This window comes from Micromonospora sp. CNZ299, from assembly GCF_002754415.1.
The window spans coordinates 5674138-5692501 of sequence record NZ_PEFG01000001.1 but is presented as its reverse complement, the minus strand read 5'-3'; the positions used below and the strand labels follow the sequence as shown (position 1 = coordinate 5692501).

The following is an 18364-nucleotide window of genomic DNA, read 5'->3' as shown; positions in this document are numbered from 1 at the left end:
GTATCGAATGCTGAGAGTGTCATCAGGGCGATGATCGATGTCAATGCGTCATGAAGAATTCCTTCATTGCACGGGTCAGGGCGGGCAGGTATTGACACCGACGATTGTCGCGGGTTTACTCGCCCGCAACCGGTGTCGAGGGCATCGATCCGACCGGAGGGGACAGCCATGGGTGTGCGTCGTCGCTCGCTGCTCGGTCGCGCCGCCGCGATAGGTGCGGCCGGCGCGCTCGGTGCCGTCGGCACGGTCCTGACAACGGCAGCGCCGGCCCAGGCCGCGGTGTGGAAGAAGCGGTTGACCGGTGCCGACCTTGACACCTCCAGCCGCTGGCGGGTGGCCGGCACCGATCTGGGCATCCCGTACGTGCTGGAGAACGGCTCGATCGGTTACCTCTTCGGCGACACCTTCGACACGCCGTGGCCCGAGGGGCCGCCCGTGCCGAACGACTGGCGTTCGCCGGTGATGCTGCGTTCCGCCGTCCACCCCGCCGCCCCGGGTGGAGTGGTCTTCGACAGCGCCGCCCGGGTCGCAGGCAACGGACGCGCGCCCGAGCTGATGCACAACGGCCACCACGGCATCGGCATCGACGGCCTGCCGGAGGTGACGGTCATCCCCAACGACGGCATCAGCTTCCCGGAGACCAGCCGGCAGGTCATCTCCTACATGAGCATCGAGAACTGGAACTCCGCCGGCCCGGCCGGGCCGCAGTGGAAGTCCCGCTATGCGGGGCTGGCGTTCTCCGACAACGGCAACGACTTCGTCCGTACGCCGCTCAAGTGGTGGAACAGCCCGGACAACAGGGACCCGTTCCAGATGTGGACCATGCAGCGCGACGGCGATCACGTCTATGTCTTCTCGGTGCGCGCCGGGCGGCAGGACGGCCCGATGATGCTGCGCCGCGTCCGCTGGGACCGGCTGTTCTACCCCGAGTCCTACGAGGGCTGGGGCTGGAACGGCACCAACTGGGGCTGGGGCCGGCCCTGCACACCCATCCTCACCGGCCGTTTCGGTGAACCATCGGTGCGCCGCCTGGCCGACGGGACCTGGGTGATGTCATACCTGAACTGCCAGAACGGGTGCCTGGTCACCCGGACCGCGTCCGGACCGGACCGGGCGTGGACGGCGGAGAAGATCCAGGTGACGAGCTGGCAGGAGCCGGCGCTCTACGGCGGGTTCATCCACCCCTGGTCGAGTCGCAACGCCAACGATCTTCACCTGATGGTCTCCAAGTGGACGCGTACGCCGGACGGCCGCAGCACCGCCTACCACGTCAGCCAGTTCGCCGGCTCAGTGTGACGAGGCGCTGACCTGGCGCTCCTGGGCCCGACCTGCCTGAGCCGATCGGCGGGAACGCGGCCCGCCACATTCCGGGCGGGGTGTGAGTGGGTGATTCAGGGGGTAGGACCAAGATTGACGACGAACGCCCCGGAGCACAGTTGACGGGGTGCCGGCCATCCCGGAATGTCGCATTTTGGCGGACGCTGATCGAGGAGGGCCCACGGCGATGACGCAGCCGACGATGCAACCCGCTGACGCGTTGGCCGAGCTGAGCCGGGTCAGACTCGACGAGATCAGCCTCGACGACATGCTGGGCCGGATCGCCGACCTCGCCAACCGGAGCATTCCCGGGACCAGGGAGGTGACCGTCACCCTGGTTCGGGGTCAGGTCGGTTCGACCGGGGCATTCACCGGCGAGTTGGCCCGTCAGTTGGACGAGTGGCAGTACGAGGAGCACCGCGGCCCCTGCCTGGACGCGTCCGCCAGCGGTGACACCATCTCGGTGCCGGACATGACCACCGAAGAGCGCTGGCCGGCATGGGCGGAGAAGGCCCGCGCCGCCGGGGTGCAGAGCTCTCTCTCGATCGGGCTGCCCATCCAGGGGTCGGTGGTCGGCGCGCTCAACGTCTACAGCGACTCGCCGAACGCCTTCGATTCGTCCTCGATCGCCAACGCGGAAGGCTTCGCCGCGTACGCGGCGGTGGCCCTGGCCAACGCGCACCTGTACGAGAACGCCGCCACACTGGCAGCGCAGATGCAGGAGGCGATGCGCAGCCGGGCCGTGATCGAGCAGGCCAAAGGGATCATCATGGGGGACCGGCGGTGCTCGTCCGAGGAGGCGTTCGCGCTGCTGTCCAAGATCTCCCAGGACACCAACCGCAAGGTGCGCGAGGTCGCGGAGGCCCTTGTCGCCCAGGCCGTCGGAAAGAAGCGCGGGTGAGCCACGCCGCGACTGCACGCTGCTCACCGACAGGGCCACCCGCGCGAGGCGGGTGGCCCTGTCGGCAGATCACGCGGACCGGATCACCGCCCGCCTGATTCCGGTCAGCTCTCCGACGGCTTGCGCACCGCGTCGCGTACCCGGTCGATGACGGCCAGCACCGGACCGGCGGCCAGGTTGCCCTTCGCGGACTGGGCGCTGGGATGCGGCCGCGTCGGCGCGGACGCCTCCGCCGCCCGCACGGCGGTGGCGAGGCTGCGCAGCCGGTCGACCGGGACGTGCTGGCGCAGCTGGGGGAACTCGTAGCGCTCCTCGTAACGGGCGTGCGTGAGTACGGCGTCGCGCAGCAGGACGATCCCGGTGTCGAAGCCATCGGCGTCCACACCGCCCTTGATCAGGGTTTGCAGGGTCTCCTTCGCCTGCCGCTCCTCGTCGAGCCGGTCGTCGACCATCGCGTCACCACCCCCACCGGGCAGCGTCCGGGCGAGCGGGTGGACGACCTCCTCCTCGGCGGTCTCGTGCGCGGCGAGGAGCTTGACCAGATCGTCGAAGGCGTCCCGCCGGGTGTCGCCGGTGCTGCCGATGACCAGCAGGAAGAGCTGCTCGATCTGGGCGTGCTGCGCGAGCAGCAGGTCGACCACGTCCTCCTCGGGCCCGGGCGTGGTCGGGGCGTCGGTGTCAGGCATGGCTGCCTCCCTCGGCGCGCAGCGTCTCGATCGGGTGCGGCCCCTCGGTCTCCATCCGGTACTCGTCGCCGAAGCGTTCCCGGTGCATGTCGATGACCTGCTCGCTCGGCGGCTTCTGACCGTCGTGCAGTTGCTCCTGCATCCACTCGAAACGCTCGTGGGCCTCTCGGACGTAGCCCTCGCCGAGCTTGGTGAGATCCATCTGGGTGGCCAGCAGGTGGCGCAGGTAGTCCTTGTTGGGCTCGAAGGTCAGCGGCTCCGGCAACCCGGCCGTGCCGACGATCTCCTCGGGTTCCCGGCCGTCGTGCCGGCGCAACAGGTCGGCGGCCTGCTGGAGGTGAGCCAGCTCCATCTGCAGGTGCAGCTCCCAGACCGCCTTGATCCGGGGGTCGCTCTCCTGTTGCAGGAAGGAGTAGTAGAGCCAGCACTCGTTGTACTCGTGGGTGAGCAGTCGTTCCCACCAGTTCTCGCCCGGGTCCAGCAGGGACTCGTAGTGGGTGACGTGCTCCTGCTCGATCAGGCTGATCTCCTGGTAGAGCTGGCGCGCGATCGGTTCCATGTACTGCGGGCCGACGTTCATGTAGTAGAACATCACCTGCTGCTCGGCCGAGAGGATCGTCAACGCGTGCAGCTTCGAGCGCGGGTCCACCGAGTTGCGGTCGTACGGGGTGCGAACCTCGTCGAAGGGGTGCCGGTGCTCCTGAATGGTCGGCCGACCCGGCATGACCTCGGTGAGACCGTTGACGATCTTCTCCGCCTTACGCCGTTCGACCATCTCGTAGAGGTTGGCGTAGCGGTACAGGTGGTCGAAGTCCTCCAGCACGCCGAACTCGTACGCCTGCTTGAGGTAGGGGTCGGGTTCGTGTCGGGCCACCCAGGCGGTGAGGTCGACGGCCACCTGTTCGTAGCCGAGCGTCGTCTCGAGCACGCTGGCGACGCCGGGAAGCAGCCAGTTCACCACCCTCTGCTGCTGGCTCTCCACGTACCGGACGTAGGCGAGCTGCCGGCGGACCTCCTGGTCCGGGCAGTTCCGGGCGAACTGGTGCTGGAAGTTGATCGCCTCGACCTCGATGCCGTTCATCGTGATGATCCGGCACCGGGTGTACGGGTCGACCGCCTCCGGGTCGATCGGCTCGACGTTCAGTTCACGCCAGTTGCGGATCTGACCGTCGAGCGGGATTCCTTTGTGGTCCAGGGGGTTGAACATCTCTCTCCTTTGTCGGGGGAGGTGGGACATACGCGGAGGGCAGGGTGCGGGGCCACCCGGGCCGCGCTGAGGGCACAGCCGTGGGGTGGTGGCTGCGGAATGGAATCCGGTCCGTCACACGTTGCCTCCGCCATCGACGAGGGTGCCCACCCGCCGCGTGTGGGCGCGAGGCAGGGATGACCATCGAAGGGCGCGTGTCTTGACCCGAACATCACGCTACCCACGGCAAGCGGGCACAAACCAAACCGTCTTCCGGGACCTGGATCCGGCGGCCACGCAAGGCTGGAGACGGGTGTGAGTACCCGTCCACTGGGTAGGGCGTCCACCATGCTGAAGAGAGCGGTGTGGCAGGGACTGGTGGCGGGTCTGGTGGGGGCGGCCGTGATGACGGCCGCCGAGAAGGTCGAGCAACGGGTCACAGGCCGACCCGACTCGTACGTGCCGGCCCGGGTGCTGGCACGGCTGACTGGCCTGCCGGAACATCCGGGGCAGCAGCCGCGGTGGCAGAACCTGGCGATGCACTACGGGCAGGGCGCGCTGGTCGGCGTGCTGCGAAGTGTCATGGCTCAGGCCGGCCTGCGCGGCACCTGGGCGTCGGGGATGTTCACGGCGGTGCGCCTGACCAGCGACCAGATCCTGGAGAACGCCACCGGTGTGGGGGCGCCCCCGCTGACCTGGCCACGTGCGGAACTCGCCATCGACATGGTGCACAAGTCCATCTACGGGTTCGCCACCGGCGCGGTGGCGGATGTGCTCGCCGCCCGCGACGGCGCCGGACCTGGACAGCGGCACGCGGCACTCCGACCCGGTCGCCACTCGGACGTCGGCCCGCTGCCGCGTGCCGCGGTGCGTCGGGGCTGACGCGTCACCTGGCACTGTCGGCCGAGGTGCTGCAGGCGGGGCAGTGGAGTGATTAGCTGCACGGATGATCGCCCCCGTTTCCCTCGGCACCTGGCCGACTCCGCTGGAGGCCGCGCCCCGGCTCGCCGCCCGGCTGGGCCTGGCCGACCTCTGGTTCAAGCGTGACGACCTCAACGGCCTCGGTGGGGGCGGCAACAAGATCCGCAAGTTGCAGTACACCTGCGCCGAGGCGCTCGCAGTCGGCGCCACCACCGTTATCACCTCCGGCGCGCCGCAGAGCAACCACGCCCGCCTCACCGCCGCCGCGGCCGCCCGGCTCGGCCTCGCCTGCGTGCTGGTGCTCGACGGCCCGCCCCCGGACGACCAGCGCGGCAACCTGCTGCTCGACGGGCTCGCCGGCGCCGAGATCGTCTGGGGCGGGCACCGACCGCTCGCCGAGGTGGTGGCGCACGAGGCGGAGAGCCGATCGGCGTACCTCATCCCGTTCGGCGGCACCTCGCCCGCGTCCACCCAGGGTTACGTGGACTGCGCTCGGGAGCTGCGCGCCCAGGTGCCGGACATCGACTCGGCCGAGGTCGTGGTCGCGCTCGGCTCCGGTGGGACGATGGCCGGCCTCGTACGGGAACTGGGCGCCGAGCGGGTGGTCGGCGTGAGTGTCGGCGCCGTGCCCGACCCGCGCGCGACTGTCGCCGGGCTGCTCGTCGGCGAGGTCGAGCCGGGCGCACTGCGGATCGACGGCTCCCAGGTGGGCGCCGGGTACCGCACGTTCACCGACGCGGCGCGGGCGGCGTTGGAGACGACCGCGCGCGACGAGGGGGTCTTCCTGGACCCGACGTACACCGGTCGGGCGATGGCTGCGCTGCTGGCCGGCAGCTTCCCGCACGGCGACCGGGTGATCTTTCTGCACACCGGCGGCCTTCCCGGCCTCTTCGGCCACCCGCAGTTCTAGGCCTCACTGTGCCGAGGACCGCCGCCACCGCCATGGTGGTGCTGGTCAACCTGGCGAGTATTCCGTCGCCGTCATCCCGGTCGCCCTGTTCGGGGCGCCGGGCCGCGAAGGTGTCGTCCGGCTGATGTCGGGAACGCGGCATCCCGCAGAGACGCAGGCGGTTCCGTGGTGATCGGAAGGGGCAGCGATGAGCCCGAAGAGTTCTCAGGGCGACGCGAGCGGCATGTCGGGCGTCGAGGGCGTCGACATGAAGCTGGAGGTGATCGTCATCCCGGTGTCGGACGTCGACCGCGCGAAGGCGTTCTACGTACGCCTCGGGTGGCGCCTCGACAAGACGCCGCCGGGCATCGTCCAGCTGACGCCGCACGGTTCCGGGTGCTCCGTGCAGTTCGGCCCCGGGCTCACGCCGGCGGCGCCCGGCTCGGCCATGGCCTACCTGGTCGTGTCCGACATCGAGGCGACCCGCAACGCCCTGGTCTCCGCCGGTGTCGAGGTCGGCGGGGTCTTCCACGTCAGCCCGGCCGGCCCGGTCGACGGGCTGGACCCGGAGCGGCGCAGCTACGTCTCGCGCGCCACGTTCCGCGACCCGGACGGCAACACCTGGCTGATGCAGGAGATCACGAACAGGCTTCCGGGTCGGATCGAGAGTGGGCTGACGTCGTACGGTTCGGCGACCGACCTGGCGAGCGCGATGCGACGCGCGGCTGCCGCCCACGGCGAGCACGAGGAGCGCACCGGCCAGCGGGACGAGAACTGGCCGGACTGGTACGCGGCGTACATGGTCAGCGAGCAGTCGGGGGCCACGCCACCCGAGTGAGCCCCGCGACGCGACGCGAGGCGGCGGTCGGCCGGTCAGCGCAGCCCGCGGACGAGGTTGTCGACCAGGGTGCGGGCGAAGTCCTCGGTGAGCGGCAGGTCGGGGACGAGGAGCCGGTGGTAGCAGGCGCCCCAGAGTTGGTCGACCACGGACTCGGGGTCGATGTCGGCGCGTAGCTGCCCCCGGGCCATGGCCCGGGTGAGTGCTTCCACGGCGAGGGCCCGACGGGGGCCCGAGTATCGCTGCCGATAGGCGTCGGCCAGCTCGGGGTCGGTCTGCGCCTGCGCGATGAGGTGGGCGATGACCCGCCCGGCGGGGGTGTCGCGCACGAGGTGGACGAAGGCGACGAGCTGGTTGGTCAGGTCGGCGACGATGTCGGCGGTGTCGGTGAAGGCCAGCGTGGGCGCGACGACGGTGAAGTAGCCGTCCAGGGCGAGTGCCCCCTTGGAGGGCCACCACTTGTAGATCGTCATGCGGCTGGCCCCGGCCTGGGCGGCGACCTTCTCGATGGTGAAGCCGGCCATGCCCTCGGCCAGCAGCAGATCACCGGCGGCCGTGAGGATCTCCGCGCGTACCTGGTCGCCGGGTCGGCGACCACGGCCACGCCGGGGTGGCGTGTTCGCATCCGGGGTGAGCTGGGCCACTGGTCCTCCGAGTTATATGGACAGAGTGTCTTCGTGCTGGTTATATGGACACAGCGTACACAACGGTGCCCCGACAGTAGGACGCACCGCGACGACGACCGAAGGAGACGAGGAACATGACGGGTCTACGACGGCGACAGTTGGGTGCCTCCGGGCCGGAAGTGTCGATCATCGGCCTTGGCGCGATGGGCATGTCGGACCTGTACGGGCCGGCCGACGAGGCGGAGAGCGTCGCGACCCTGCACGCGGCGATCGACGCCGGCGTGAACCTGGTCGACACCGCCGACTTCTACGGGTCGGGCCACAACGAGATGCTGATCGGCCGGGTGCTGCGGGAGCGCCGCCGGGAGGAGCTGGTGATCAGCGTGAAGTTCGGCGCGCGCCGGACACCGGACGGCGGGTTCCAGGCGGCACCGTACGACGTGTCGGCGGCGGCGGTGAAGGACCGGCTGGCGTACTCGCTGCGCCGGTTGGGCACCGACCACATCGACATCTACCGGCCGTCGCGACTGAACCCGCAGGTGCCGGTCGAGGAGACCGTGGGCGCCCTGCTCGACATGCAACAGGCCGGCTACATCCGGCATATCGGGCTCTCCGAGGTGAGCGCGGACAGCATCCGTCGGGCCGCCGCGGTGGCACCGATCAGTGACGTCCAGATCGAGTACTCGCTGCTGTCACGTGGCCCGGAGGCCACGATCCTGCCGGCGCTGCGCGAGCTGGGCATCGGCCTGACCGCCTACGGTGTGCTGTCCCGAGGTCTGCTCAGCGGGCACTGGTCGGCGGACCGTGAGCTGACCGGCACGGACTTCCGGGCGAACAGCCCACGGTTCCAGGGCGAGCACCTGGCCGCGAACCTGCGCCTCGTGGACGCGCTCGGCCGGGTCGCCCAGCGGCTGGGAGCCACCACGAGTCAGGTGGCGATCGCCTGGGTCGCCGCGCAGGGTGAGCAGATCGTGCCGCTGGTCGGCGCGCGGCGGCGGGATCGGCTGGCCGAGTCGTTGGCCGCAGCCGACCTGACGCTGGATCAGGAGACGTTGGACGAGATCGAGCGTGCCGTGCCGGCCGGTGCCGCCTCCGGCCAGCGGTATGCGGCGCCGATGATGGACCTGCTCGACAGCGAGAAGTGACGGCCACGTCAGGGAGTTGACCGCCAGACCCAGTTGCGGCGCTCGTAGAGCGGCACCAGCCCGGCCCGGCGCATGTTGTTCAGCGACGGGTTCTGCGTACCGGGTGCGGGCTTTCCGGTCTCGGCGAACAGCCATTGGCATCCGGCCTCGGCCGCGGCTCGGGCGCGGGCGGCGATCAGCGCCGACTGCGCACCGAGGCCGCGGTGACCGGGTGCCGTCGCGGCGGCGTTGAGCGACGCGGCCCCGTCGTGCAGGAACAGGTTGCCGCCCGCCACGAGCTCCGCGTCGTCCCACGCCGCGTACGGCCGCCAGGCCGGCTCGCCCACGGTCGCCGTCAGCATGTCGGTGAGCCCACCGGCCGGCATGCCGAAGCCGGAGAGCACGACGTTCGCCCAGCGCTCCGCCTCGGCCGTCGGCACCGGGCCGACGCGCAGGCGGGTCGGGGCCGCAGCGACGTCACCGGGTCGGACGGCCAGCTTGACCCAGGTGCTCCCCGCTTCGAGCCCGCGTGCCGAGGCGATCTCGTCGAAGCCTGCGGGCAGCACCGACGGGACAAGCTGGAGGACGGCCTGACCGACGCCCTGCTCCCGGTAGAAGTCGAGGACGCCATCCAGGGTTCGCGTAGTGAACGGCTCGGTCATGCCGAAGCCGAGCGCCTTGCTCCAGTACCCACCGGAGGGGTCGTTGCGCATGGCGAGGGCGACACCGCCGCCGATGCGCGTGGTCGCGATCCCGAGATCGGTGTACGCGGGCTCGGGCGCCCGCGACTCGTAGGAGTACATGAATTCGCACTCCACGCCCTCGGCGAGCGGGGTCAGGTCGGATGGCTCGGTCATCAGCCGATTGTCGACCTGTACCGGTCCCAGGCTCGCACCAGCTGCATCCGGTTGTTGATACCCAGCTTGTGGTAGATGGACCGGAGCTGGGTGTCCACCGTGTGGAACGAGACGAAGAGGTGCCCGGCCGCCTCCTTCTTGGTGGCACCGGCGGCGAGCATCTCGGCCACCCGCTCCTCGGCGGGCGTGAGCGCGTCGATGCCCCTGCGCGGCGACTCATCGGCCGACGACCGACGGCGTGGGGTGGCCGCGAGTTCGGCGCATCTCCGGTCGGCGGTCGCCTGGTCGCCCGGCGCGCCGATGCGGGCGTAGAGGGCAGCCGCCTCGTGCGCGGCGTCCCACGCCTCGGTCGGATGCAGCCGAGGGCTGTTGGCGAGGTCGAGCAACGCGTCGGCCAGGGCCGGCCACGCGGTGGTGGTGCGCAGCCCGGCGATAGCCGACCGGAGTGCGTCGGGGTCGCGATCGAGCAGCCCTCTGGTCTGGTCCGCCAGTGCCTGCCACAGCGGGACCGGAGTCCGTGTGGCCACCAGTGCGACAAGTTCGGTGACCCGGCGGGCGGCCTGCGTGTCGCCAGCGGCCACTGCCACGCGGACCAGGCGGGGGCCGAACTGCGGCACCGGCAGGAGAGGCCGCACTGACCGGTGCAGGTCGCCGACGATGCTGTTGAGGAGGCTCGACGGCTCGCTGAGGGCCGGATCGCGGACGGCGACGCAAAGAGCGGGAGTCCACACCGTACTGTCCGGCCACCGTCTACGGTTCAGACAGGTACGGAGGACGGCGCGCGCAGCGTGGTGATCGCCCCGGCGGTGGTGCACCTCCGCGATGACCGTGACCAGCAGGGCCCGTGTCTCCTGGCTGATGTCCACCGAATCGGATCCGAGCCTGGTGGCCGCGAGGGCGGCAGCCTCGGGCAACTCGCCCACCGCGACCATGCGCAGGCAGTCCAGGGCGGTCAGGGTGCCGCTCAGCGGCGTACCGGTCGACGTCGTGTCGTCGAAGGCCTGACCGATCGCCGTCCGGGCATCCTGGTGCCGACCGAGACCGAGCTGCACCAGGATTCCTTCGGCTCGGACCGAGGTGACGTCCCGTCGGGCCGCCCTGGCGTCCGGGTCCATGGCCGTCAGGACGGCGTGCGCGCCGGGCAGGTCTCCGTGCGACAGGGCGCGGGCGGCCCGGCCGAGGGCGAGGTGGCGGGCGGATGACCGGTTGCCCGCTGTGGCGTGCGCGGTGCCCGCCTCGCGCAGCAGGGCATCGGTGTCCGGATGTCCGGTGCGGGCAGCGACGGTGGCGATGACGGCGAGCAGAGTGGCCCGGCTCGGGGCGTCCAGCCGTTGGTTCAGCGACTCCCGTAGGCCCGCGAGGGTGATCGACGGTGGCTCCAGCGCCGCGATCTGTGCCAGGCGACCGAGCAGCAGGGCGCGGTGTCGCTCATCGCGGCCATTCGCGGCGATCTCCACCGCGAGGACGCGCAGGGCAGCCTGGCCGCGCCCGTCGAGCCGGAGCTGATCCGCCACGGCGAACAGCCACCGTTGTCGTTGCTCGGCGTCGGCGGCGATGTCGTCAGCCGGGATGGCTCCGGCGTTGAAGGATGATTCGGACAATGGCGTTCTCCCCGGTGGTTACCCGGCGCGTCGAAATGCCGTCCTCGGACCGAGCCTAGCCATGGCGGCAGCGGCGGGCGACCAGATCGACGAACCGGCGCGATTGCGCCGAATGGCCCACGACGTCCCGGATTGGGCGTGCCGTAATGGCGCGATCACGTGATGCGACGGCGCCGGCCCGGCCCCGATCATCGAAAGCATGGCTCACTCCACGTCGCCCCTCGATGGTTGGCTGCCGAGCAGCGCAACGGGTCGGCCCGACTGCTGTTCGACGGCCAACGATCGGGGCGAGCAGCCGGGGCGGACCGGGCTTCCGGGCGTGCACCGGCTCCGGGTCGTACTGCTGGCTCTCGTCGTGTTCGCCAGCACCGGCGCGGGTGGCCACGCTCCGCCGTGGACCCGTCTGGTGGTGGTGGCGACCGCGGTGGCGGTTCCTGCCGCGATCGCGGTCCAGTACGGGTGGTCCTCGGTGCGCACCCTGCTGGGGCTGCCCTCCCGGCCACGCCTGCGAGGTGGATCCGTGTCCGCGCCCAACCCGGCCCAACCGGAGTGAGGAGACAGCGATCATGGCGAACAGCGATCCCCAGCCGCGACGCGGCGACCAGGGCGGCCCGCCCATCCCCGGCCGCAACATCGCACTTGAGCGGCAGAACCCCGACCTGGTGGTGCCGCCGACGACCGACAGTCGACTGGTGCCCAACCTGAAGTTCTCGTTCTCCCAGGCGCACACCCGGGTGGAGAAGGGTGGCTGGACCCGCGAGGTCACCGCCCGGGATCTGCCGATCGCCACCCAGATGGCCGGCGTCCAATTCGGCTTGGAGCCGGGCGGATACCGCGAGATCCACTGGCACCAGCAGTCGGAGTGGGCGTACATGCTCAGCGGCAGTTGCCGGATCAGCGCTGTCGACCACGAGGGACGCAACTTCATCGAGGACGTGAAGGAGGGCGACCTGTGGTTCTTTCCGCAGGGCGTGCCGCACAACATCCAGGCGCTGGACGAGGGCGCGCAGTTCCTGCTCGTCTTCAACGACGGGGCGTTCTCGGAGAACAACACCTTCCTGCTCAGCGACTTCTTCGCCCACACGCCCCGGCACGTCCTGGCCAAGAACTTCGGCTGGACGATGGAACAGATGGAGAACCTGCCCGAGCGGGAGAAGTACATCTTCCAGGGCGACGTGCCGCCGCCCCTGCAACAGGACCGGGTGATCAGCCCCACCGGTGACATCCCGCGCAGCTTCAAACACCGGATGACCGCCCAAACCCCGCAACGCTTCCGCGGCGGGACGGTACGGGTCACCGACTCGACCAACTTCGCCGCGTCCGTGACCACCGCCGCCGCCCTCGTCGAGGTCGAGCCCGGGGGAATGCGCGAGCTGCACTGGCATCCCACCACCGACGAGTGGCAGTACTACATCTCCGGCACCGGTCGGATGGGCGTCTTCGCGGCCCAGGCCGCCGCCCGGACGTTCGACTTCCAGGCCGGCGACGTGGGCTACGTGCCGTTCGCGTACGGGCACTACATCGAGAACACCGGCGACGAACCGCTGGTGTTCCTGGAGATGTTCCGGCACCCGCGCTTCGAGGACATCTCGGTGATGCAGTGGATGGCCAACACGCCCCACGAGATCATCGCGGACACGATCAACGTGCAGAAGTCGATGGTCGACGCCTTGCCGACCACAAAGCAGACGGTGGTCTGACCACTGTGACCGGCCCTCGCGGATCAGCTTCCGACGGGTGCAGGAGAGGCGAGAGCGGGTCGGGTCAGCGACGGGCGGCCCGCCGCCACAGCAGCCCAACCGCCACCATGACGAGCGCGGCCAGCGCGGCACCCGCGACGAGTACGCCGGCACCCGGGCCGCCGTCGGTCGGCACCGCGGCGACGGCGGACGGGGTGACGGCCGACGTAGCGGCGTCCGCGACCGGCGCGGCACTGGACGCGGGGTCGGCCACCGTGAACGGGTACGACCCCTGGACCGGGTGCCCGTCGGCGGAGACGACCCGGTAGGCGACCGTGTACGTCCCGTTGGGCAGGGTGTCGGTCACTTGGACCGTGCTCTTCGCCCCGGTGACCACCGGGTCGCCGGTGGCGAGCTTCCGCCTGGCGGCGTCGGTGAGCACGATGGTGGTGAAGGTGGGGTCGAGCCGCTGCATGAATTCGAGGGTGACCTCGGTCGGTGGGCTCGGCACTGTCGCTTCCCGGGCCGGCGTCGCCGACTTGAGCGAGTTGTGTGCCCAGGCCGGTGCGGCCGGGACGAGCAGTGCCACGACGACGGCGAGCACCGCCGCGCCGAGCCGGACGGCGGTGCGACGGGACGGCGGCACGGTCATGGCGAGTCTCCGGTTGGCGGGGGTCATCCGAGCACCTGCTCGCCGATCCAACCGTCCGGTGGACATCCGGGTGGGATGGCGAAGACGGCGGACCCGATCGGCGTGGTCCATTCGTTGAGCAGGTCCCGGTCGGCCAACCGGCGTTGGATGGGCAGGAACTGCCTGGCGATGTCGGCCTGGTACGAGGCGAAGATCAACCCGCTGTCGGCGTGGCCGTCCGCTGTCGGCACCCCGTCGTAGTTGTAGGGCCGGCGCAGGATCTTCAGCCGGTCGTCGGTGACATGCGCCCGGGTGAGGTGCGAGAAGTCCGGGATGACGGTGAGCCCGTCGGGGCCGGTCGCGGCGAAGTCGGGCTCGTCGTGCTCGGCGGTGCCGGTGAGGGGAGCGCCGGTGTCGAGGCGCCGCCCGACGGCGAGCTCGCGATCGGTGCGGCCGAGCAGGTCCCAGGTCTCCATGTTCATGCTGATGCGCCGCACCACCAGTGTGGTGCTGTCGCGCAGCCACGCCGGGCCGTCCGGCACCCAGAGGGCGGTGTCCAGCGGCGTGTCGGGCCGGGGGTTGGCGGTGCCGTCGAGCTGGCCGAACAGGTTGCGTTGGGTCTGGCCGCCCGGCTCGACGCCGGGGCTGCGCCGGAAGCCCTGCTGGACCCAGCGGACGGTGGCGAAGGGCCGACTGTCCTTGATCAGGACTCGTTGGGCGTGGGCGACGGTGATCGCGTCGTCCGCGCAGATCTGCAACAGCAGATCACCGCCGGACCAGGCCGGCTGGAGCCGATCGACGCGGAACGACGGCAGGTCGACCACCGAGGCCGGCCGCCGGTCGTCGACGCCGGCGGCCCGGTACAGGCCGGGCCCGAAGCCGAAGGTCACCGTCAGTCGCGCCGGTAACAGCCCGAGTTCGGACTCGGTGTCGGCCAGGGCGGGTTGGCCCCGGGTGAGCCGGGCCGCGTCGTCGGTGAGCAGCCGCAGCATCCGGCCCAACGCGGCCCGGTCGGTTCCGGCCCGCAGGGTCAACGCGACGAATGCCGCGTGCGCCTGCGGTTCGGTGGCCACCCCGGCCTGCCGGGCGCCGTGGAACGGCTCGACCAGGCCGCCGACGGTCGACGCCAGGGTCGTGTCGGCAGCGGTCGCCGGAGGTGCTCCGGTCTGCCCGGCGCGGGTCGCGGCGATCGCGGCCCCGCCGGCCACGGCACCACCGACGGCGAGAGCCCCGCCGGTGAGCAGGCCGCGCCTGCTCACCGGCCGGACGGGTGCCGTCCCGGTCACGATGCCGGGCTCATGCTCATCCCCGGCGTAGCGCTCATGCCGGGCGTGGGCTCGCCGTGCCCGGGGGCGTAGCTCTCCTGCGCGCCGGTGAAGGGCTTGGCCACCGCGCGGAACTGCTGGGTCCTGCCGTCGGCGAAGGTCAGGGTGAAGGTCAACTCGTCGCCGGCCTGGACGGGCCTGGTGAGGCTCATCAGCATGAGGTGGTCGCCCCCGGGCTCCAGCGCGTGCGTGCCTTTGGCCTTGATCACGATGCCGCCCTGCTTCTGCCGCATGACCATCCTGCCGTCCTTCATGGCCATCTCGTGCAGCTCCATCGACGACACCGAGGTCGTGGCACTGGTCAGCGTGACATCGCTGTCGCCGTCGTTGACCAGGGTCCCGAAGGCCGCCGTCATCCCCTTGTCGGCCGCCTTGACCCACGGGTCACGAATGCCGATCACACCGGCGTCCGGGTTGGCCGAGGCCGACACGGACGGGCTCGGCTGCGCTGCCGACGGAGAGTCGGACGAGCCGCAACCGGCGGCGCTCACCGCCAGGATGGCGGCGGTGAGGACGGTGGCCGAGCGGCGTGAACCGAGCGGGTTGGTGGTGCGCATGTGTTCTTCCTCCGTTGATTGCTGCTGGCTGGATGGTCGGCCGCAGCATGGAGAAAGTTCCGGTCTCAGGGCACGTTGATCGTGAACTCGGCGGTGTGCACCTTGCCGGCGACCTGGAAGTCGAAGAACGCCCGGTACCGGCCCGAACTCGGCGCGGTCAGCCAGAACTTGACCGACCCGTCGACCAGCTCCGGCTCGGGGTGGACGTGCACGTACCCGAGGTCGCCCTCGCGGACGACGACCAGGTGCCCGTACGCGCCCAGGTACGGCTCCAACTGCACCGGCGTGGTCGGAGCGCCGTTGACCTGGAAGTGCATCGGTGCCGTCATCCCCACCGTCGGCGTGCCGTTCATCGACACCGCGTACGGCCCGGCCGTCGTCTCGGCCTGCACCGGCGGCAACGCGGTCGGGGTGTGCGCGCCGGGCACGGTGTGGTCGACACCCAGCACGAGAGGGACCTGCGTGCCGTTGGTCGCGGTGACGGAGAAGTCCGCGTAGACGCGGTAGCCGCCGGGCCGGGCCAGCGTCACAGGGACGCTCCAGGTGCCGTCCGGCGCCATCGTCGGGTGCAGGTGCTGGTAGCCGGACAGGTCGCGGCCCACCACGATCAGGTGCAACGGCTTGTCGTGTACGACCGCGAAACGGGTCGCCGGCTGCCGGTCGGTCCCGACGATGCGGAATCGGTAGTCCGCGCGTACACCGGGGGGTTGGGACCGCTCCAGCGGTTGCAGGGTGTACCCACCGGCGCTGACCGTCGTCCCGGTCGCCAGCGTCTCGCCCGTTGCGCCGTCACCGCGATGCGTGTGCGGCCCGGTGCCCGCCGGGTGTTGGTGCCCGTCGGTCGCGGACTGCGCCTGCCCCGGGGCGGGCGGACCGCCCGCGGCCGGACGGGCGTTGCCGCCCGCCGGGCTCTCGTCGCCGGTCCCGATGCGAGCCAGCCCGAACCCGGCCAGCAGGGCGATCACCAGCCCACCGACGAGCAGCGCCAGGTGGGTGTTGCTCAGGCGGGACCCGGGTGTCACGGCGGCGAGGTCCGTGTCGGGCCGTGGGCCGGGGTCGACCGTCGCCGCGCCGACCGTGGTGGCGGGGGCCTTCGCCGCCGCGTCGGTGGCCGTCGGATCGACCGCGACGCCCGTGCGGGCGGTGACGACCGCGTTGCCCTTGCGCGCCGCCGGCACGGTGGTGGGTCGCCGCCTGTCGCCCGTGGCCTGCCCCACGGTCGCCGCGCCGACCTTGCCGCCGCTGGGCTTGGCACCGACGGTCCGGCCGGCGCCGCTCCTGTTCGTGGAACGGGCGCCGCCGCCGCGTCGACCGGAGGTCGCCGACGAGGTACGGCCCCGGCTGGTGGATTTGCCGGCGGAAGCCGATCGGCGACGCCAGACGACGAATCCGGCCGCCGCCCCGGCCGCCGCAACCGCGACCGCCCAGCCGGCCCAGGCCAGTGCCCCCGAGTCGCTCTCATCGGTCGACCCGGTCGGCGGGGCCGCCGCAGCCGCGGACGGCGGGGCCGCGGACTCGGCTGCGGTGGTCGGCACCGCTGAGCCCTGCCCGGATGACCCATGCTGCTCGGTGGCGGCCACCAGCGCCGGGTCCGGCTGGGTCGACGGCGGGCTCCACCCCTGCGGCGCTGCCGTCACCCGACCGTTGTAGCGGAAGGTCAACGTGCCCCGCACGGTGTCGCCGTCGGAGGCGACCGACAGGTAGCTCACCGAGTACTGGCCCTTGGCCGGCAGGTGGGAGACGGGAACCACCGCGGGGAACCCCGTCGTGTACTCCCGTGGCTCGAACTGTCCGTTGACCAGGAAGTACTCCCGCACCGGCTTGTCCAGCGGCTTCGGCTCCCCGTACGACCAGCCGTTGTCGACCCGGACGCCGCCCGGGGCGGTGATGGTGAAGAACGCGTTGGCGGCGGCCTTCTCGGTGAAGTAGAGCTGCACCGACGTCAACGGCTCGTTCACCGTGGCGCCGCTCGCCGGAGTGGACATGGCGAGAGTCCCGTGAGCTGCGGCGGGTTGGGCGGACGCGAGGAGGGCGACCGCCGAGGCGAGGAGGAGCGCGAGGAGGCCCGAGACCACCCGCCCGCAAGTCTGAGGGAGACGACGCATTTGAATATCCTCACCGCCGTGAGACTTTTTTCAAGAGGTGGCGATCTTTTTCCTCAGATGGCAAAAGTTGATGACGAGGCCGCCGCGCGGCCGCGATGCGACGCGCCAGGCGGACGGATTCGCTGGCCAGCTATGCCGTCGGCGGCGCTGGTTCGCCCCGTCGTGACCGACTGGGCGTCGCAAGAGGGAACCCGGTGGAAATCCGGGGCTGCCCCGCAGCGGTGAGTGGGAACGACCGCCGTCATCAGCACTGGGCCAGCAGGCCTGGGAAGCGACGGCCAGTAGGGGACGGGCGCGACCGGTCAGGCCCGCGAGTCCGAAGACCTGCCGGCGCCGCGTACACAACGATCGCCGGCCGAGCGCCGTCGGCGTCGCACCTGACCCTGTCGCAGATCATGGACTAGCACCACACCAACCTGATGGGTACGGTGCACGGCGGCCGGATCCTCAACCTCATCGACTCCGTCGCCGGTGTGGTCGCCGCCCGGCACTCCGACGGACCGGCGGTGACCGCCGCCATCGACGAGACCGCGTTCCTGCGCGCGGTGCGGGTCGGCGACGTCGTGCACGTCGACGCCCGGATCACCTGGGCCGGCCGCAGCTCGATGGAGGTGGCCGTCAAGGTGACCGCCGACCGGTGGGACCGGGCGGTGCCGCCCACCGACGTGGCCACCGCCCACCTGGTCATGGTCGCCATCGACGACGACGGCCAGCCTCGTACGGTGCCGCCGTTGCTGCCGGAGACCGACGGGGACCGGCGTCGGTACCGGGAAGCGGAGATCCGCCGGGAGCACCGCCTGGCGCTGCGGCGCGCGCTACTCGACGGCGCCGACGGCTGAGACGTGCTCGGTCGGTCCGTCGCGGCGCTGCCGATCCGAGGAGCCGCCCTGCGCGTGAGCGGGACCAGAGCGTCGTCTAGGTCACCGCAGTTCAGGAGAGAGGCCGCCTAAGTCTTGCTTCTACGTCTGCCACCCAGGCGGGGTGACCAACCGGGTGACGACGTCGGGCGCGAGCGACGCCGGACGTCAAGGGACTCCTGCGGACTGCTCACTCCTGCTGCTGGTGCAGCTCGCAACCGGCTGGCAGTTCCTTTACACCGGAACGGTCGAGCATCAGGGACA

The 18364-nt window shown here is 71.0% G+C and carries 17 protein-coding genes, 1 pseudogene and 1 riboswitch; of the genes and pseudogenes, 9 read left to right on the top strand and 9 right to left on the bottom strand.

Annotated features, from left to right (window positions below; translation table 11 throughout):
* The first annotated feature begins 168 nt into the window (after positions 1 to 168).
* Both CLT68_RS25960 and CLT68_RS25955 read left to right on the top strand, forming a co-directional pair.
* On the top strand, positions 169 to 1296 hold the full coding sequence (locus CLT68_RS25960; protein ID WP_099854841.1) for a glycoside hydrolase family 183 protein: 1128 nt from the start codon (positions 169 to 171) through the stop codon (positions 1294 to 1296).
* A gap of 208 nt (positions 1297 to 1504) precedes the next feature.
* Positions 1505 to 2218, top strand: coding sequence for a GAF and ANTAR domain-containing protein (locus CLT68_RS25955; protein ID WP_099854840.1), 714 nt, complete (start codon positions 1505 to 1507; stop codon positions 2216 to 2218).
* Between the two features lie 104 nt (positions 2219 to 2322).
* Here the strand turns inward: CLT68_RS25955 and CLT68_RS25950 are convergent, their stop codons facing one another.
* Positions 2323 to 2904, bottom strand: coding sequence for a hemerythrin domain-containing protein (locus CLT68_RS25950; protein WP_099854838.1), 582 nt, complete (start codon positions 2902 to 2904; stop codon positions 2323 to 2325).
* Complete coding sequence (locus CLT68_RS25945) at positions 2897 to 4111, bottom strand: hypothetical protein (RefSeq protein ID WP_099854836.1); 1215 nt, start codon at positions 4109 to 4111, stop codon at positions 2897 to 2899. The genes CLT68_RS25950 and CLT68_RS25945 overlap by 8 nt, the downstream gene beginning before the upstream one ends.
* 327 nt (positions 4112 to 4438) lie before the next feature.
* Between CLT68_RS25945 and CLT68_RS25940 the strand changes: the two genes are divergently transcribed.
* The 3 genes from CLT68_RS25940 to CLT68_RS25930 all read left to right on the top strand — a co-directional run bounded on the left by CLT68_RS25940 (position 4439) and on the right by CLT68_RS25930 (position 6738).
* The gene (locus tag CLT68_RS25940; RefSeq protein WP_099854835.1) at positions 4439 to 4972 is read left to right on the top strand and encodes a hypothetical protein; all 534 of its coding nucleotides are present in this window, start codon (positions 4439 to 4441) and stop codon (positions 4970 to 4972) included.
* Positions 4973 to 5036: 64 nt separating this feature from the next.
* Positions 5037 to 5921: a pyridoxal-phosphate dependent enzyme gene (locus CLT68_RS25935; protein ID WP_099854833.1), complete on the top strand. Its 885-nt coding sequence runs from the start codon at positions 5037 to 5039 to the stop codon at positions 5919 to 5921.
* A gap of 187 nt (positions 5922 to 6108) precedes the next feature.
* On the top strand, positions 6109 to 6738 hold the full coding sequence (locus tag CLT68_RS25930) for a VOC family protein (protein WP_099854831.1): 630 nt from the start codon (positions 6109 to 6111) through the stop codon (positions 6736 to 6738).
* 35 nt (positions 6739 to 6773) lie between these two features.
* Here CLT68_RS25930 and CLT68_RS25925 read toward each other — a convergent pair whose 3' ends face one another.
* Positions 6774 to 7382 carry a TetR/AcrR family transcriptional regulator gene (locus CLT68_RS25925; RefSeq protein WP_099854829.1) on the bottom strand — a complete coding sequence of 203 codons (609 nt, stop codon included), beginning with the start codon at positions 7380 to 7382 and terminating at the stop codon, positions 6774 to 6776.
* A 116-nt stretch (positions 7383 to 7498) separates the two neighbouring features.
* On the opposite strand from CLT68_RS25925, the gene CLT68_RS25920 reads away from it, so the two are divergent.
* Entirely contained in the window at positions 7499 to 8509 is a 1011-nt protein-coding gene (locus tag CLT68_RS25920) for an aldo/keto reductase (protein ID WP_099854827.1), read from the top strand.
* 8 nt (positions 8510 to 8517) lie between these two features.
* On the opposite strand, the gene CLT68_RS25915 is transcribed toward CLT68_RS25920, so the two are convergent.
* Both CLT68_RS25915 and CLT68_RS25910 read right to left on the bottom strand, forming a co-directional pair.
* The gene (locus CLT68_RS25915) at positions 8518 to 9345 is read right to left on the bottom strand and encodes a GNAT family N-acetyltransferase (RefSeq protein WP_099854825.1); all 828 of its coding nucleotides are present in this window, start codon (positions 9343 to 9345) and stop codon (positions 8518 to 8520) included.
* A complete protein-coding gene (locus CLT68_RS25910) occupies positions 9345 to 10946 on the bottom strand; it encodes a helix-turn-helix domain-containing protein (RefSeq protein ID WP_099854823.1) in 1602 nt (533 codons plus the stop codon). Before CLT68_RS25910 ends, CLT68_RS25915 begins: the two co-directional genes overlap by 1 nt.
* 199 nt (positions 10947 to 11145) lie before the next feature.
* Between CLT68_RS25910 and CLT68_RS25905 the strand changes: the two genes are divergently transcribed.
* Positions 11146 to 11499 carry a hypothetical protein gene (locus CLT68_RS25905; protein ID WP_143743246.1) on the top strand — a complete coding sequence of 118 codons (354 nt, stop codon included), beginning with the start codon at positions 11146 to 11148 and terminating at the stop codon, positions 11497 to 11499.
* Between the two features lie 13 nt (positions 11500 to 11512).
* Positions 11513 to 12646, top strand: a complete 1134-nt coding sequence (locus tag CLT68_RS25900; protein WP_099854819.1) for a cupin domain-containing protein — start codon at positions 11513 to 11515, stop codon at positions 12644 to 12646.
* 64 nt (positions 12647 to 12710) lie between these two features.
* Here the strand turns inward: CLT68_RS25900 and CLT68_RS25895 are convergent, their stop codons facing one another.
* From CLT68_RS25895 to CLT68_RS25880, 4 genes are all read right to left on the bottom strand, one after another.
* The gene (locus CLT68_RS25895; protein ID WP_099854817.1) at positions 12711 to 13277 is read right to left on the bottom strand and encodes a copper resistance CopC family protein; all 567 of its coding nucleotides are present in this window, start codon (positions 13275 to 13277) and stop codon (positions 12711 to 12713) included.
* Positions 13278 to 13300: 23 nt separating this feature from the next.
* Positions 13301 to 14515, bottom strand: coding sequence for a Dyp-type peroxidase (locus CLT68_RS25890; RefSeq protein WP_486482459.1), 1215 nt, complete (start codon positions 14513 to 14515; stop codon positions 13301 to 13303).
* A 23-nt stretch (positions 14516 to 14538) separates the two neighbouring features.
* On the bottom strand, positions 14539 to 15138 hold the full coding sequence (locus tag CLT68_RS25885; protein WP_099854812.1) for a copper chaperone PCu(A)C: 600 nt from the start codon (positions 15136 to 15138) through the stop codon (positions 14539 to 14541).
* Between the two features lie 65 nt (positions 15139 to 15203).
* On the bottom strand, positions 15204 to 17243 hold the full coding sequence (locus CLT68_RS25880) for a copper resistance protein CopC (protein WP_099854810.1): 2040 nt from the start codon (positions 17241 to 17243) through the stop codon (positions 15204 to 15206).
* A gap of 131 nt (positions 17244 to 17374) precedes the next feature.
* A riboswitch (cobalamin riboswitch) is annotated at positions 17375 to 17589 on the top strand.
* Positions 17590 to 17638: 49 nt separating this feature from the next.
* Here CLT68_RS25880 and CLT68_RS25875 point away from each other — a divergent pair.
* A pseudogene (locus CLT68_RS25875) lies at positions 17639 to 18082 on the top strand (acyl-CoA thioesterase).
* The last annotated feature ends 282 nt before the right edge of the window (positions 18083 to 18364 follow it).